This is a genomic window from Sphingomonas sp. LHG3443-2, assembly GCF_049896405.1.
Classification (GTDB): domain Bacteria; phylum Pseudomonadota; class Alphaproteobacteria; order Sphingomonadales; family Sphingomonadaceae; genus Sphingomicrobium.
On sequence record NZ_JAFCUG010000001.1, the window covers coordinates 86,132 to 101,403 of the forward strand.

Here is a 15,272-nt window from a genome sequence, read left to right on the forward strand (position 1 = left end):
TCGGCGTTGTGCTTGCATTCTCTCATCCGCCCACTCCCGTTGGCAGCAGCCCTTTGCGGATCCAATTGACCTATTGGTGGCGGCACAGGCGGCTAGCGCGGCTTGAAACGCCGCTGCTGTTCACCGAATGGGTGCAGCATCGAAAGTTGCACGACCGCGATCCGCGGCTGCCAGCCTTGGCCGACAAGGTCCACGTCAAGGAGTTCGTGGCCGAGCGGCTTGGCTCCGAAAAATGGGCGACCCCGACGCTATGGCGCGGTCAGTCGCTACCCGACGAACCAGCGTGGGACTTTCCCTATGTCGTCAAGTCGCGGCACGGATGCGGGCACACTCTCGTGGTCCGCGAGCTTGCCGATCACGTAGCGGCGGTGCGGCAATCCCGGCGATGGATGCAGCGCAGCTATGGCGCGTGGTTAGACGAGTGGCTTTACGGCGAGATCGAGCGCGGGCTGCTGGTAGAGCCCTTTATCGGCAAGGATCGGTCGCTGCCTATCGATTACAAGGTGTTCGTGTTTGGCGGGAAGGCTCGGTTCGTGCAGGTGCATCTTGGCCGCGGCGAAGAGCACCGCTGGACTGTCTTCGATACGGCCTGGCGGCGGGTTTCAGCCCCCACCGATGACCCCGATCCACCCATGCCGAAATCGTTGAATGCAATGCTGCGTGCTGCCGAGCGCTTGGCCGAAGGCTTTTGCTTTGTTCGGGCTGACTTCTATGACTTGGATGGGCAAGCGCGCTTCGGAGAACTGACCTTTTACCCCGGAAGCGGGCTGGAGCGGGTCGATCCCCCTCGGCTTGATCTTCTCATGGGCCTTCTTTGGAGCGCAGCCTTGCCAGGCTGGCTGGAGCCGGTTCCCCAACTCGCGGCGTGACCCTGACCGAGGAGCTACTGTCGGCAACGGGTCGAAGGCGGACATTCGCAGCCTTTAGCCCTACGATCAGATCATCGTAGCTAATGCAGGCGGCAACCAATGCCGCCGCCGCAACCTCACTCGGCGGTGACTTCCGCGAGATTCAAGCGCTCGCGCATTTCCTTGCCGGGCTTGAAGTAGGGCACCTTCTTGGCGTCCACCGCGACCTGTTCGCCGGTGCGCGGGTTGCGGCCGGTGCGGGCGTCGCGCTGGCGGGTGGAGAACGCGCCAAAGCCGCGCAGCTCGACCCGGCCGCCCTTGGCGAGCTGGGCTGTGATCTCGTTGAAGATGCCGGTGACCACCGTCTCGATCTCGCGCTGCGAGAGATCGGGAAAGTCGTTGCAGAGCTTGTTGACCAGTTCTGACCGGATCATCGTTTTTTCTGTCCCCGCCCTAGCGTTGCAGTCCCGGGCCCCCACCCGCTTCGGACAAGCTGTCAGATGTTGCGAGCCGCCGCAAGTGTCGGAAGAGAAACGGTTTGCCGGGCGAACCGGCAAACCGTCTCATTTTCAGCTTACTTCTTGTTGGCGCGCTCGAGAGCGGCACCAAGGATGTCGCCAAGCGACGCGCCCGAGTCGGACGAACCGTACTGGGCAACCGCCTGCTTCTCTTCGGCGATCTGCATCGCCTTGATCGAGAAGGTCGGCTTCTTGCTGCGGTCGGTGCCGGTGACCTGGGCGTCGAACTTCTGGCCGACCTGGAAACGCTCCGGACGCTGCTCGTCACGGTCGCGGCCGAGATCCGAGCGCTTGATGAAGCCGGTCGGGCCATCGTCGCCCACCTGCACGGTGAGACCACCGTCCATGACTTCGAGCACGGTCACGGTCTTGACCTCACCCTTACGGGCGCCGCCTTCGCCGCCGGTCGCGCCGCCAGCGACAACGCCGCCACGCTCAAGCTGCTTCATGCCGAGGCTGATGCGCTCCTTCTCGACGTCGACATCGAGAACGACGGCCTGCACCGTTTCGCCCTTGCGGTGAAGCGCCAACGCTTCCTCGCCCGACACGCCCCAGGCGATGTCCGACATGTGGACCATGCCGTCGACGTCGCCTTCGAGGCCGATGAACAGGCCGAATTCGGTGGCGTTCTTGACTTCGCCTTCGACCTGGCTGCCGACCGGGTGCTTCTCGGCGAAATCGCTCCACGGGTTGGTCTGGGCCTGCTTGAGACCGAGGCTGATGCGGCGCTTCTCGCCGTCGACCTCGAGGATCTTGACTTCGACTTCCTGCGAGGTCGAGACGATCTTGCCCGGGTGGACGTTCTTCTTGGTCCAGCTCATCTCGGACACGTGGACGAGGCCTTCGATGCCCGGCTCCAGCTCAACGAATGCACCATATTCGGTGATGTTGGTCACGCGGCCCTGGAACACGCCATCGACCGGATACTTGGCCTGGGCGCCTTCCCACGGATCGCTCTCGAGCTGCTTCATGCCGAGGCTGATGCGCTGGGTGTCGCGATTGATGCGGATGATCTGCACCTTCACGGTGGCGCCGATTTCCAGCACTTCTGACGGGTGGTTGACGCGCTTGTAGCTGATGTCGGTGACGTGCAGCAGGCCATCGATACCGCCGAGGTCGACGAAGGCGCCGTAGTCGGTGATGTTCTTGACCACCCCCTCGATCACCTGACCTTCGGCCAGGCTCTGGATCAGGCCCGAACGCTGCTCGGCGCGGGTCTCTTCCAGGATGGCGCGGCGCGACACGACGATGTTGCCGCGGCGGCGATCCATCTTGAGGATCTGGAACGGCTGCGGGATGTCCATCAGCGGCTGGACGTCGCGAACCGGACGGATGTCGACCTGGCTGCCCGGAAGAAAGGCCACGGCGCCGCCGAGATCGACGGTGAAGCCGCCCTTGACACGGCCGAAGATGACACCCTCGACGCGCTTCTCTTCGGCGAACTCGCCTTCGAGCTTGTCCCAAGCGGCTTCGCGGCGGGCGCGGTCGCGGCTGAGCATCGCCTCGCCGGCGCTGTTCTCGACGCGGTCGACGAACACTTCGACCTGGTCACCGACCTTGAGCTCGGCCTTCTGGCCCGGCACGGCGAATTCGCGCAGCGGAACGCGGCCTTCGCTCTTGAGGCCGACGTCGATCACCGCGAGATCATTCTCGATCGCGGTGACGGTGCCGATGACGACGCGGCCTTCAAAGGCCTCGTTTTCGCCGCCAAGGCTTTCGTTGAGGAGCGCCGCGAAATCGTCGCGGGTGGGATTGGCAACAGTAGCCATAAAAACAGGTACGTCCTTCTCGTGCTCGGTCGGTATGCCGCCAGCCTTCCCTTGGTGGGCAGGCTTTCCATCAGGCGGACCTGGCAAGCGTTGGTGAAAGCCGTCTCCCCGACCCCATGCCGGGCAGACGGGCCGACCGGGCAAGAGGCGGACGCGACCCCGGACCGAGCGATTGGCCGTGAAAGACGACAAACAGCTGCTGACGGCGTGGCGTCCGGGTTCTCCGACCCGGAACGACGAGCGCGCCCCTAGCGGAAAAGGCTCACGAGAGCAAGGTGAGCAGGCGCGCCAGCCACCCCGTCGAGCGCTCGGCCGCGGCAGGACGCGCCTCGACCGCGCCGCATTCGAGGCAGCGGGCCTGGATGGTCGGACCGCTCAGCAGCGTTTCCGCCTGCTGAAGCACCGAGGCGGCGAGTGCGTCGGGATTGGCGCGGAGCGAAGCGAAGGGGTCGCTTTCGCTGGCATCGTCATTGTCGTCGCGCAGAAGCCCGGCAAGCTCGGAGCGCCAGCTCGGCTTCCTCTCGAGGAAGGTCAGGCCGCGATTATCGGCGTCGAGCCCGGCAAGCTCGCCCGCCTTGGCGATCGCTTCCTCCATGCCGCCGAACTGGTCGACCAGCCCGATCTGGCGTGCCTGGCCGCCCGACCACACCCGGCCCTGGCCGATGGCGTCGATCTGCTGCGGGGTCTTGCCGCGGGCCTGGCCGACGATGGTCAGGAACTTGCCGTAGGTGCTTTCGACCCCGAGCTGGATCAGCTGGCCGGCTTCGGGCGAAATACCCTTGAACAGGTCCGGCTGGCCCGACAGCGGGGTGGTGGCGACGCCGTCGGCAGCGATGCCGAGCTTCTGCAAGCTGCCCTGAAAGCTCGGCAGGATGCCGAACACGCCGATCGACCCGGTGATGGTGGAGGGTTCGGCGACGATGTGCTGGGCGGCGGTGGCGACCCAATAGCCGCCGGACGCCGCGACATTGCCCATCGAGGCGACCACCGGGATCTTCTTGTCGCGCGCGGCGAGCAGCGCCTGGCGGATACGTTCGGACGCGAGGGCGGAGCCGCCCGGGCTGTCGATGCGCACCACGATCGCCTTGATCTTGTCGTCGCGCAGGCCCTTCTCGATGGCCTCGGCAATGCTGTCGCCGCCGGCGGTGCCGAGCGGCGCCTTGCCGTCGATGATGTTGCCGGCAACCGTCACCACGCCGATCGGTCCGGTGCCGCGCTTGGAGCTGACCTCGGCGGCGATATAGCGGTCGAGGCGGATGCGCTTGAACCCGCCGGCGAGCTTCTCGTCGACCCCGCCAAGCTCCGCCAGGCGCGCTTCAAAGGCGCGGCGGTCGGCAATGCGGTCGACGAGCCCGGCGCGCTTCGAGGCGGCAGCGAAATCGCCGCCGGAAGCCTGGACCAGCTGCACCGGCTGGCGCAGCGACAGCTCGACATTGGCCTTGGGTCGCGCCTTGCGGATGTCGTCGCGCCACGTCTCGAACAGCGCCGAGGCGAGCGCCTGCGCGTTCTCGCGTGCTTCGGGGCTCATGTCGGAGCGGGTATAGGGTTCCACCGCGCTCTTGAACTTGCCCACCTTGTAGACATTGGCGGTGACGCCGAGCTTTTCGAGCAGGCCGGCGAAATACAGATTGTTGCCGCCCGGCCCACGCAGCTGGACGCCGCCCATGGGATTGACCCAGATTTCACTGGCGTGGGACGCGAGCTGGTAGCCGCGATCTTCGTAGCCGGTCGCATAAGCGAGCACCGGCTTGCCGCTGCGGCGGATCTCGTCCAGCCCTTCGCCAAGCTCGGCCACCACCGTCTGCCCGGCCGAGAAGCCGTCGAGGTCGAGCGCCACCGCCTTCACGCGGGTGTCGTCCTTAGCCTTTCGCAGCGCTTCACGGACGTCGCGAAGCGCGAGCGGAGCGGCTGCGGTGGAGCCGCCCGCAAGCGCAAAGGCGTCCTGCTCGGCCGGCTGCTCGACCACGCCCGAACGCAGGTTCAGCACCAGCACGCCGTCCTTCACGCTTGGCGCCGGACGGGCGGACAGCAGCGCGTACAGGCCGGCGAAGAAGATGAACATGAAGAGCAGGACGAGAGCGTCCTTGATCCCGACCAGAAGGCCCCAGATCGCCTTTGCCACGCGCATGTTCGTTCCCAACCCCAAGGTGATACCGGGGCTGAGATAGGCTGACAGGCGTTAAGAAGGAAGCACCGTTGGTCGAAGTGTCGGCTACGTTCAGTGCATCCGCGCGCCGTTGGGCACCTGGTGGTCGGGCGCGAGCAGGCTGATCCGCCCTTCGGCATCGCTGAGACCCAGCACCAGCACCTCGCTCATGAAGGGGCCGATCTGTCGCGGGGCGAAGTTGGTGACGGCGATCACCTGCCGTCCGACCAGCTCGTCGGGCGTGTAGAGGGTGGTAATCTGGGCCGAGCTGCGGCGGGTGCCGATGGCCGGGCCAAAGTCGATGGTCAGCTTGAAAGCGGGCTTGCGGGCTTGCGGAAAGGGCTCGGCCGCGAGAATCGTGCCGGCGTGGACCTCGACCTTCTGAAAGTCGTCAAACGGGATCGTCATGCCGGCTCCTGGCAGGGCTTGATCGCGCCCGGCGCCGGTCGCGGGCCGGCAGCGCGGAAGGCGGCAAAGAAGCTGTCGCTGCCGCCCAGCCGCTGGAAGCGATCCAGCCGCAAGCCGAGCGCCGCCAGCTCGCATTTCAGGCGAGCCGGCGGAATACCATGGCGCTTCACCGGACGGTCGGCGTCGACCACGATTACCTCGCCGCCCGGCTTCAGCCCGCCGACCAGGTGCCACAGGAAGGCGTAAGGGTCGGTCACCTCATGATACATGTGGACCATGAAAATCCGGTCGAGACCGCCAGGCGGAAGCTTGGGATCCTCCGGCAGGCCGAGGCGCACGGTGACGTTGTCGAGCCCTTCACGCTGGACCCGCTCGGCCAGGCGGTCGCGGGTTTCCGGCACGATGTCCTGCGCCAGCACGCGGCCCTTTGCCCCGACCAGGGGTGACAGCCGAACCGTGTAATAGCCCTCGCCAGCGCCGATGTCGGCAACCGACATGCCCGGCTGGACCTGCGCCGCGGCAACCACCGCCTCGAACTCGCCAACCCGATCGCGCACGTCCTCGGTCGAAAAAGCGTCCGATACGATCGGCGCCACGTCGCGACCCGAGGGCGGGAAGCTGTCGGCCTGGCCGCCTCCTTCACGGCAGGCAGCGAGAGCCAGCGCCAGGCAGCAGAGTACGAGCGTGCCCCCTTCCCGCATTCTAGTCGACGTCTTCCACGTCGACCTTCTCGCCCGTCACGCGCTGGCTCAGAGCGGCGGCCATGAAGCGGTCGAGATCGCCGTCGAGCACGTCGCCCGGCGCGGTCGAGGTAACGCCGGTGCGCAGGTCCTTGACCAGCTGATAGGGCTGCAGGACGTAAGAGCGGATCTGGTGGCCCCAGCCGATGTCGGTCTTGGCCGCCGCCGTCGCATTGGCCTCCGCTTCTCGCTTCTGGAGCTCGGCCTCGTAGAGCCGGGCTTTGAGCTGCTTCATTGCCTCGGCCCGGTTCTTGTGCTGCGACCGCTGGTTCTGGCACTGCACCACGATGTTGGTCGGGATGTGCGTGATCCGGACCGCGCTGTCGGTGGTGTTGATGTGCTGCCCGCCCGCGCCCGATGCCCGGTAGGTGTCGATGCGAAGGTCGCTTTCGTTGACCTCGATGTCGATGTCGTCGTCGACTTCCGGATAGACCCAGACCGAGGCGAAGCTGGTGTGGCGCCGCGCGCTGCTGTCGTAGGGACTGATCCGGACCAAGCGGTGGACCCCGCTTTCGACCTTGAGATTGCCGTAAGCATTCTCGCCCTTGACCAGCAGGGTCGCCGACTTGATCCCGGCCTGTTCGCCCGAGTGGAAATCGACCAGCTCGACCTTCATGCCGTGCCGCTCGGCCCAGCGCGAATACATGCGCTGGAGCATGCCGGCCCAATCCTGGCTCTCGGTTCCGCCGGCGCCCGAATTGACCTCGACATAGCTGTTGTTGGCATCGGCCTCGCCCGCAAGCAGCGCAGCGACCTTGTCCTTCTCGGCCCGTTCAGCGAGATCGGCGAGCGCCGTGACGCCATCGTCGACCAGTCCGGCGTCGCCTTCGGCCTCGGCCATCTCGATTAGTTCAACCGTGTCGGTCAGCTCGGTCTCGATCTTGCGGGTGGCGGTGATTGCTTCGTCCAGCCGGCGGCGTTCGCGCATGACTTCCTGCGCGGCCTTGGGATCGTCCCACAAGGTCGGATCCTCGACCCGCTGGTTGAGCTCCTCCAGCCGCCTGAGCGCCCGGTCCCAATCAAGGAACCGGCGAAGCAAGGCAGTGGCGGCGTTGACCTGGTCGATATGGGCCTGCGCTTCGGCGCGCATGTCAGAGAAATCCTTTCAGTCACACAGGTCGGAGCGGGAACACTCGAACGACCGGCTTTACGCGGCGTCTAGTAGATTCCGCCCTGCCTTGCCAAGAAGTCCTCCGCCGGCTGCGCGGGTTCGGCGGGGCGCGGCGCCGTCTCGCGCGGGCGCGGCGGCGGCGCGCGGCGGCGGGCAGGCGCCGCCTTGGCGGCTGCGGCGGCGAGTTCCTGTTCTTCGCCGGCGCGGCGAAGCGTACGGCGCGGCTCGGTTTCGGGCTGGAAGGCTTCCCAGATCACCGCGGACTTGGGATCCTCGCGCACCGGGAAGGTGCCGAACACCCGGCGGCCGGTGACGCGGTCGATTCGGACCATGCGGATGCCCTTGGGCGCGACGAACGGGGTCGGCGGCACGTCCTTGAAGGCGACTTCGGCCCATTGCTTGAAGATCGGCGCGGCGATCCGCCCGCCTTGCGCCGCCCCGCCCAGCGAGCGCGGCTGGTCGTAGCCGATGTAGGTGCCGGCGACGACGTCGGGGGTGCCGCCGACGAACCACACGTTGGTCGGGCCGGTGGTGGTGCCGGTCTTGCCGAACAGCGGGCGATTGAGGTCGCGCAAGGTCGTCGCGGTGCCGCGCTCGATCACGCCGGTCATGACGTGGACCATCTGGAAGGCCGCTTGCGGATCGAGAACCTGACGCGAGCGGCTCGGCGGACGGGGCATGGCTCCGCCGTCCCAATCCGGCGCGTTGCAGCGGCCTTCCATCACCTGGCAGCGATTGTCGGTGCGGAAGATGACCTTGCCGTCGCGGTCCTGGACGAAGTCGATCAGGGTCGGTGCCACCGCCCGGCCGTGATTGGCAAGGATGGCGTAGGCGTTGGTCAGCTTGAGGACGGTGGTGTCCCCGGCCCCGAGCGCGATCGAGAGATAGTTAGGATAATCGCCGACGCCGAGCCGACGCGCGGTGTCGGTCACCTTGGCCATGCCAGTCTGCGAGGCGGCGCGCACCGTCATCAGGTTGCGCGATTGCTCGACGCCCCAGCGCAGCGTCTTGGGACCCGCGTAATTGGCATCGAAGTTGCGGAAGCATTTGTTGCCGAGCCCGGCACCCTGCCACACGCAGAACGGCGCGTCGTCGATCAGCGTTGCGGGCGTCATGCCGTTGGCGAGCGCGGTGTAATAAACGATCGGCTTGAAGGTGGAGCCCGGCTGGCGCTGTGCTTGCGTGGCGCGATTATAGCTGGCGCCGATGCTGTCGAACCCGCCCTGCATCGCCAGCACGCGGCCGGTGCGGACTTCCTGCGCAACGAAACCGCCGCCGATCTCGGGGATCGAGCGGATGGCGTAATCCTCGCCGGCAATCTGCTTGACGATGATGATCATGCCATCCTTGAGGTTGGAGAAGGCGGTCCCGCCTCCGCCCCGCCGCGGCATGGTGGCGTTGCCCGCGGCAAGGGTGCCGGTCGAGCCGTCGGTGAAGCCGATGCTGGCGCTCGAGGCGCCCTTGTCGAGCACCACGGCCTTGCGCCAATCGGGGAAGCCGGTCCCGAGCGGCGCCCGGTCGAGCTGGCCGCGCCAGTCGCCGTCCGTGTCGATGCTGAGCCCGGTGTCGCGCCAGCCGCGCCCACCGTCGAACTTCGCCAGCCCTTCGCGTAGCGCCTCGGCGGCGGCATCCTGCATGACCGGATTCATCGACGTGCGGACCCACAGGCCGCCCGCATACACGCTGTTGGCGCTGTCGCCCGCGTCCTCGCCGTAGCGGCGGAGCAGTTCGCGGCGCACTTCCTCAGTGAAATAGCCGCCCACTTCGCGGAACTTGGCATTGCTACCGAGGCGAATGGTGCCAAGCGGCGAAGAACCTGCAACGCTGGCGTCGGCCTGCGTCACATAGCCGTTGTTGACCATCTCGCGCAGCACGTAATTGCGGCGGTCCAGCGCGCGCTGGGTCTGGCGGACGGGGTCGTAGTTGGACGGCGCCTTGGGCAGGATCGCGAGATACGCCGCTTCAGGCAGCGTCAGGTCGGCGACGTCCTTGTCAAAATAGGCCCGCGCCGCGGCCTGCACGCCATAAGCGTTCCGGCCCAGAAAGATCTGATTGAGGTAAAGCTCGAGGATCTGTTCCTTGGTCAGCGTATTCTCGAGCCGGAAGGCGAGGATTGCCTCGCGGATCTTGCGGCTGACGGCATATTCGTCGTCCTGCAGCAGCGCTTTCGCGACCTGCTGGGTGATGGTCGACCCGCCGCGGGCACGCGCGCCGCCGGTCGCGCTCTTCAGCGCAAAGTCGCCAACCGCGCCGACCAGGCCCGGATAATCAATGCCGCCGTGGCTGAAGAAGGTCTTGTCCTCGGCCGAGATGAAGGCCTGGATGACCATTGGCGGATATTCGTTGTAGCTTAGCTCGACCCGCCGCTCGCGGGCGAAGGTGCCGACCGGCTGGCCGTCGACGCCGCGAATGTTGCTCGGCAACGGCGGCTGATAGGCGAGCAGCTTCTCGCTCGACGGCAGGCCGGCGGCGAAGAACAGCCACACCAGCACGAACAGGAAATAGCCGGCAAGCACGCCCAGCCCCAGCCAACGCAGCAGGCGATTGCCGCGCCAGGCCGCGCGGAGGCGGTCGGCGGCGCTGTGGTGACGGCTCATCCAGGCCGGTGAAGGAGAGGTCGCGACGGCGTCCATGGGGGCGGCTCTACTCGCTTGGGAAGGCGGGGGAAAGCGCTTCCATCAGCGTCCCACCGCAGCCTGCGCTTCGATCGCCCGGGCCAGCGCCTTGACGATCTGCCCCCGCTTCACCGGGTCGAGCAACGTCGCCTCATCCTGTGGATTGCTCATGTAGCCCGCTTCGAACAGCACCGCCGGCGCGCCCGAACGGCGAAGCACGCGGAAGCTCGCAAAACGATGCGGTTCGGGACGCAGCAGCACGGTGCCGCGCCCTTCGCGGATGATGCGCAGCGCAAAATCGGCGCTGGCATCCATCTCGTCACGGGTGGCGAGGTCGGACAGCAGGGCGCGCAGCGAAGCATCGGTCGCGCTCGCCACTGCCCCTTCCCCATTCTGCCGCTCGGCCAGCATCTCCGCATCGGCGTCGCTCGCCACCTCGGACAAGGAATAAGCCGTGGCGCCGCGGGCCTGGGCGTTGGGCGCGCTGTCGGCATGGATCGCGACAAACAAGGCGGCGCCGAGGCGGCGGGCGATGGCGGCGCGCTCGTCGAGGGTCAGGAAGGTATCGCCGTCGCGGGTCAGCGCGATCCGGACCCGACCGCGCTTGGCCAGTTCCTCGCGCAGTTCGCGGGCGATCAGCAAGGTGACATCCTTCTCGCGGGCCGTGCCGCTGGCGCCGGGGGCGCCGCCATCCTTGCCGCCGTGACCGGGATCGATCACCACCAGCGGCCGGCCCGGCGTGCGCGCCTCGGTGATGGCGACATCCGCAACCGCCGGCGCAAGCGCGAGGCTGAGGCCGCCTTGCCGCGCTTCGCCGGCAACCGCGAAGCCAAGCTCATCGCCCGGCGCCTTGCGCGTCAGGGCCCACGCGCCGGCAAGCGCCACGAGGCCAAGAACGATCAACGCGATCAACGAAATACGGGCGGACGAACGTCGCATCGGTGCGACCCTAGCGTGGCATTGCTGCGCGGCAAGGAGGCTGCTACGACATGAATGTCCGTACCGGTCCGCTAAGGGCCTGGGCCCGGATTCATGCCGGGGGGCCGAAGACAGGGCGGTCTCTCCCGGCGTCGTACAGGTTGATGCTGATCCATGAAGTTCAAGAACGCGCTTGTTGATCGTGCCGTATCCGGCAGCGACGCGCGTTTGCCGGCGACCGCCGGAGAGCTTGTCTCAGCAGACCCGCCCCTTTTGATCGCCATTCCCGCCGGCCCAATTGCGCCGGCGATGGCCGCAACACGCGCGCGCAGACTGACCCTGTTCAGGGCGCGCGCCCGGAGACTATTCAATGACCACGCGCATGCTGATCGACGCGCGCCACCCGGAAGAGACCCGGGTCGCCGTCGTCCAGGGGAACCGGATCGAGGAGTTTGACTTCGAATCCGCCGAGCACAAGCAGCTCAAAGGCAATATCTACCTCGCCAAGGTAACCCGCGTTGAACCGTCGCTTCAGGCGGCGTTCGTGGATTACGGCGGAAACCGCCACGGCTTTCTCGCCTTCAGCGAAATCCACCCCGATTATTATCAGATCCCCAAGTCCGATCGCGAAGCCCTGCTGCGCGAAGAAGCCGAACATGCCGCCGAGGAAGAGCGGCTGCGCGCCGAGGCCGAGGATCATGACGAGTTCGACGGCCCGCTCGACCCGCACCACGAGGATGACGGCCACGACGACCGCCCGGAGGAGCCGGAAGGCGATCTCGACGCCGACAATGACGACGGTGCCGAATCCGGCGACGAAGGCGATCGCCCCCGCCGCGGTCGCCGCCGCAGCAGCAAGGACGAAGCCGCCGACGAAGTGCGCCGCAAGCGCCTGAACCTGCGCCGCCGCTACAAGATCCAGGACGTGATCCAGCGCCGTCAGGTGCTGCTGGTCCAGGTCGTCAAGGAAGAGCGCGGCAACAAGGGCGCGGCGCTGACCACCTACTTGAGCCTCGCCGGCCGTTACTGCGTGCTGATGCCGAACACGTCGCACGGTGGCGGTATCAGCCGGAAGATCTCCAACGGCTCGGACCGCAAGCGGCTGAAGTCGATCATTGCCGACCTGAAGCTTCCCGGCACCATGGGCCTCATCGTCCGCACCGCGGGACTCGAGCGGACCAAGACCGAGATCAAACGCGACTTCGATTATCTCGCCCGTTTGTGGGACGAGGTGCGGGAGAACACCCTTTCCTCCTCCGCCCCGGCGCTGATCTACCGCGACAGCGACCTGGTGAAGCGGGCGATCCGCGACCTGTATCACCGCGACATCGACGATGTGCTGGTCGAGGGCGAGGACGGCTATCGCGCCGCGCGCAGCTACATGAAGCTGCTGATGCCGAGCCACGTGAAGAAGGTGCAGCCGCACACCGAGGCGACGCCTCTGTTCCAGCGCTACGGCGTCGAGGATCAGCTTGGTGCCATGTACCAGCCGCTCGTCCAGCTGAAGAGCGGCGGCTATATCGTGATCAATCCGACCGAGGCGCTGGTCTCGATCGACATCAACTCGGGCCGTTCGACCCGGGAGCATAATATCGAGCAGACCGCGTTCGCGACCAACATGGAAGCGACCCAGGAAATCGCCCGCCAGCTGCGGCTGCGCGACATGGCTGGCCTCGTCGTCATCGACTTCATCGACATGGAACAGAACAGCCATGTCCGGAAGGTCGAAAAGGCGATGAAGGAAGCGCTCAAGAACGACCGCGCCCGCATCCAGGTCGGCCGTATCTCCAGCTTCGGCCTGATGGAAATGAGCCGCCAGCGCCTGCGCACCGGCGTGCTCGAAGCCTCGACCAAGGCCTGCCCGCATTGCGACGGAACCGGCCTGATGCGCACCGCTTCCTCCGCCGGCCTGTCGGCGCTGCGCATGATCGAGGACGAGGCCGCTCGCGGCCGCGGTGAGCGAGTGTGCCTGCGCGCCGGCGCCGAAGCGGCGATCTATGTCCTGAACCGCAAGCGCGCCGAACTGGCCGATATCGAAGCGCGCTACGGCGTCGTGATCGAAGTGCTGGTCGACCACAGCTTCGAAGGCGCCCGCATGGCGGTGGAAAGCAGCGGACCGCGCCCGGTCGCGCCGGTCCGCCAGGCCGCGCCACTTCCGACCTATGTCGACGACGAGCCCGAGATCGACGAGGAAGAACTCGCGGAGGAGTTCGCCGAAGACGAGATCGAAGAGCGCGAGAGCCGCGGCGAGCGTGGTGCGCGTGACGAGGAAGGCGAAGGCAGCCGCCGCCGTCGTCGCCGTCGCCGGGGCGGCCGCAACCGCCGCCGTGAAGGTGACGAGGAAAGCGGCGACTTCGAGCGCGCCAAGGGCCAGGACGAGGACGAAGCCGGCGCCGAGCAGCAGCAGCAGCAGCAGCCGGTCGAGGCCGAGGGCGAAGAGGCTCCCCACGCCGAGGACGAGGCCGGCGGCGAGGATGAGCGGCGCAAGCGTCGTGGTCGCCGTGGTGGCCGTCGTCGGGGCGGCCGCGGCCGTGATCGCGAGGAAGGCGAGCGTCAGGAAAGCGAGCGCCAGGACGGCGGCGACGACCTCGCTCCCGAACCAGGCGAAGCCCCGATGGTCGAGCCGGTGCCGAGCGTCGATCCTGCACCCGTGCCGGTCGAAGCCGCTCCCGAGCCGCAGCCCGAGCTCGAGGCTGAGCCCGTCGCGGAGGAGAAGCCCAAGGCTCGCCGCCGCCCGCGCGCCCGCAAGGCCGATACGGTCGCTGCCGAGCAGGCGGAAGCCGCTCCGGCGATCGACGTGATCGCGCCCGAAGCGCCGGCTGACGTCGCCTCCCAGGAAGCAGCAGCGGCCGAGGAGAAGCCCAAGCCCAAGCGCCGCTCGCGTGCCAAGAAGGCCGAAGCACCGGTCGAGGCTGCGCCCGAACCGCAGCCTGAGCCGGTCGCGGAGCAGCCTGCCGCTCCGGCCGAAGACGAAGCTCCTGCTGCGGTCGATACGACGAGCGGGGACACGTCCGCCCAGCCTGCCCGCAAGGGCTGGTGGTCGCGCACTTTCGGCTAACGGACGTGAGGTGACGGGCCTCGGCCATGAGCCGGGGCCCGCGCTCCTTCAGTGTGCCAGCGCTCTGATCTCACGATTGTGATGGCGGTAGACGCCGGGCTCCCGCCGCCCGGCCAGCGCGGCCATCCCTTTCGCGACCTGGCCGGCGTCGATCGGCGCATAACGGTCGAGCGGTCCGCGCAGCAGCAGGCCGAGCAACGGCGCAACCGCTTGCCCCGCTCCTTCGGCCAGCCGCCGATCACTCCGCTGCCCGAGCAGCAGCCCCGGACGAAGCAGATCGACCCGCTCGAACCCCAGCGCCGCTACCGCCTCCTCCACCTCGCCCTTCAGCCGCAGATAGGCGTTGCGGCTGTGCGCATCGGCCCCGGACGACGACACCAGCAGGAAGTGCCGCGCCCCCGCTGCCCGCGCCGCCTCCGCAAAAGCCAGCACCGCATGCCGGTCCACCGCTTCGAACGCCGCCCAGCTACCCGCCGCCTTGCGGGTGCTGCCGAGTGTCGACACGGCCGTGTCGATCCGCTCTCCTCGCAGCAGCCCCGGCCACTCCTCCATCGTGCCGAGCTTTTCGAGCGGCGCCCCACTCGGCCGGCGGCCGAGGACCAGCACGTCCTGCCGCCCCTGCAGCAAAGGCCACAGCTGGCGTCCGACAAGGCCGGTCGCCCCGATCATCGCAATGGTCATGAGCGGGAGCGTCGCACAACCCGAATCGTTCGGGCAACCTCCAGCGCCCGGTCGCAGGCGGCGCGGGTGCTGCAGCGGGCCATCACCACCAGCGCCAGCGTGACACGATCCCGGCGGCGGATCAGCGGCAGGTGGATGTTGAGCGTTCCGGCGACGCCCTCCGCCTGGTTGAGCCAGGCGTCACGGGTGATCGTCGCCACCCCTCCGGCGAGCGGCTCCTGCCAGGAACGGCACGGCGCGGCCGGGCAGCGCACCGGCTCCGACGCATAGCTGTCGAGCGAAATGCCGAACTCGGGAATGGCTGGCGCCCGCCACACCTTGCCGCGGGTGTCGATCGGCACCAGCTCCTCGCGCCAGGTGAAATCGGCCGGCAGCTCGAAGCGAAAGTCCCACAACCCTTCCTCGGGATCGGGAACGATAATCTCGTTCCCGCCCGGCGCCGCCACCTGCTCCCCGCACC

The 15,272-nt window shown here is 67.4% G+C and carries 12 protein-coding genes; 2 read left to right on the plus strand and 10 right to left on the minus strand.

Annotation, left to right across the window (positions count from 1 at the left end; translation table 11 throughout):
• Positions 1-131: 131 nt before the first annotated feature.
• Entirely contained in the window at positions 132-869 is a 738-nt protein-coding gene (locus ACP69Z_RS00340; protein WP_426265572.1) for an ATP-grasp fold amidoligase family protein, read from the plus strand.
• Positions 870-985: 116 nt separating this feature from the next.
• Here ACP69Z_RS00340 and ACP69Z_RS00345 read toward each other — a convergent pair whose 3' ends face one another.
• The 8 genes from ACP69Z_RS00345 to ACP69Z_RS00380 all read right to left on the minus strand — a co-directional run bounded on the left by ACP69Z_RS00345 (position 986) and on the right by ACP69Z_RS00380 (position 11,094).
• The gene (locus ACP69Z_RS00345) at positions 986-1,327 is read right to left on the minus strand and encodes an integration host factor subunit beta (RefSeq protein ID WP_426268009.1); all 342 of its coding nucleotides are present in this window, start codon (positions 1,325-1,327) and stop codon (positions 986-988) included.
• A gap of 95 nt (positions 1,328-1,422) precedes the next feature.
• Positions 1,423-3,135, minus strand: coding sequence for a 30S ribosomal protein S1 (gene rpsA / locus ACP69Z_RS00350; RefSeq protein WP_426265573.1), 1,713 nt, complete (start codon positions 3,133-3,135; stop codon positions 1,423-1,425).
• Between the two features lie 262 nt (positions 3,136-3,397).
• The gene (sppA, locus tag ACP69Z_RS00355; RefSeq protein ID WP_426265574.1) at positions 3,398-5,263 is read right to left on the minus strand and encodes a signal peptide peptidase SppA; all 1,866 of its coding nucleotides are present in this window, start codon (positions 5,261-5,263) and stop codon (positions 3,398-3,400) included.
• Positions 5,264-5,353: 90 nt separating this feature from the next.
• Positions 5,354-5,689, minus strand: coding sequence for a tRNA-binding protein (locus ACP69Z_RS00360; protein WP_426265575.1), 336 nt, complete (start codon positions 5,687-5,689; stop codon positions 5,354-5,356).
• On the minus strand, positions 5,686-6,390 hold the full coding sequence (locus tag ACP69Z_RS00365) for a class I SAM-dependent methyltransferase (protein ID WP_426265576.1): 705 nt from the start codon (positions 6,388-6,390) through the stop codon (positions 5,686-5,688). Before ACP69Z_RS00365 ends, ACP69Z_RS00360 begins: the two co-directional genes overlap by 4 nt.
• A 1-nt stretch (position 6,391) precedes the next feature.
• The gene (gene prfB, locus ACP69Z_RS00370) at positions 6,392-7,519 is read right to left on the minus strand and encodes a peptide chain release factor 2 (protein ID WP_426265577.1); all 1,128 of its coding nucleotides are present in this window, start codon (positions 7,517-7,519) and stop codon (positions 6,392-6,394) included.
• A gap of 68 nt (positions 7,520-7,587) precedes the next feature.
• Positions 7,588-10,173 (minus strand): penicillin-binding protein 1A, encoded by a 2,586-nt coding sequence (locus tag ACP69Z_RS00375; protein WP_426265578.1) that lies wholly within the window; start codon positions 10,171-10,173, stop codon positions 7,588-7,590.
• A 45-nt stretch (positions 10,174-10,218) separates the two neighbouring features.
• The gene (locus tag ACP69Z_RS00380; protein ID WP_426265579.1) at positions 10,219-11,094 is read right to left on the minus strand and encodes an N-acetylmuramoyl-L-alanine amidase family protein; all 876 of its coding nucleotides are present in this window, start codon (positions 11,092-11,094) and stop codon (positions 10,219-10,221) included.
• 349 nt (positions 11,095-11,443) lie between these two features.
• On the opposite strand from ACP69Z_RS00380, the gene ACP69Z_RS00385 reads away from it, so the two are divergent.
• Positions 11,444-14,131, plus strand: a complete 2,688-nt coding sequence (locus ACP69Z_RS00385; protein ID WP_426265580.1) for an Rne/Rng family ribonuclease — start codon at positions 11,444-11,446, stop codon at positions 14,129-14,131.
• A 48-nt stretch (positions 14,132-14,179) separates the two neighbouring features.
• Here ACP69Z_RS00385 and ACP69Z_RS00390 read toward each other — a convergent pair whose 3' ends face one another.
• Together ACP69Z_RS00390 and ACP69Z_RS00395 are read right to left on the minus strand one after the other, a co-directional pair.
• Complete coding sequence (locus ACP69Z_RS00390) at positions 14,180-14,812, minus strand: NAD-dependent epimerase/dehydratase family protein (RefSeq protein ID WP_426265581.1); 633 nt, start codon at positions 14,810-14,812, stop codon at positions 14,180-14,182.
• A complete protein-coding gene (locus ACP69Z_RS00395; protein WP_426265582.1) occupies positions 14,809-15,258 on the minus strand; it encodes a hypothetical protein in 450 nt (149 codons plus the stop codon). The genes ACP69Z_RS00390 and ACP69Z_RS00395 overlap by 4 nt, the downstream gene beginning before the upstream one ends.
• Between the last annotated feature and the right edge of the window lie 14 nt (positions 15,259-15,272).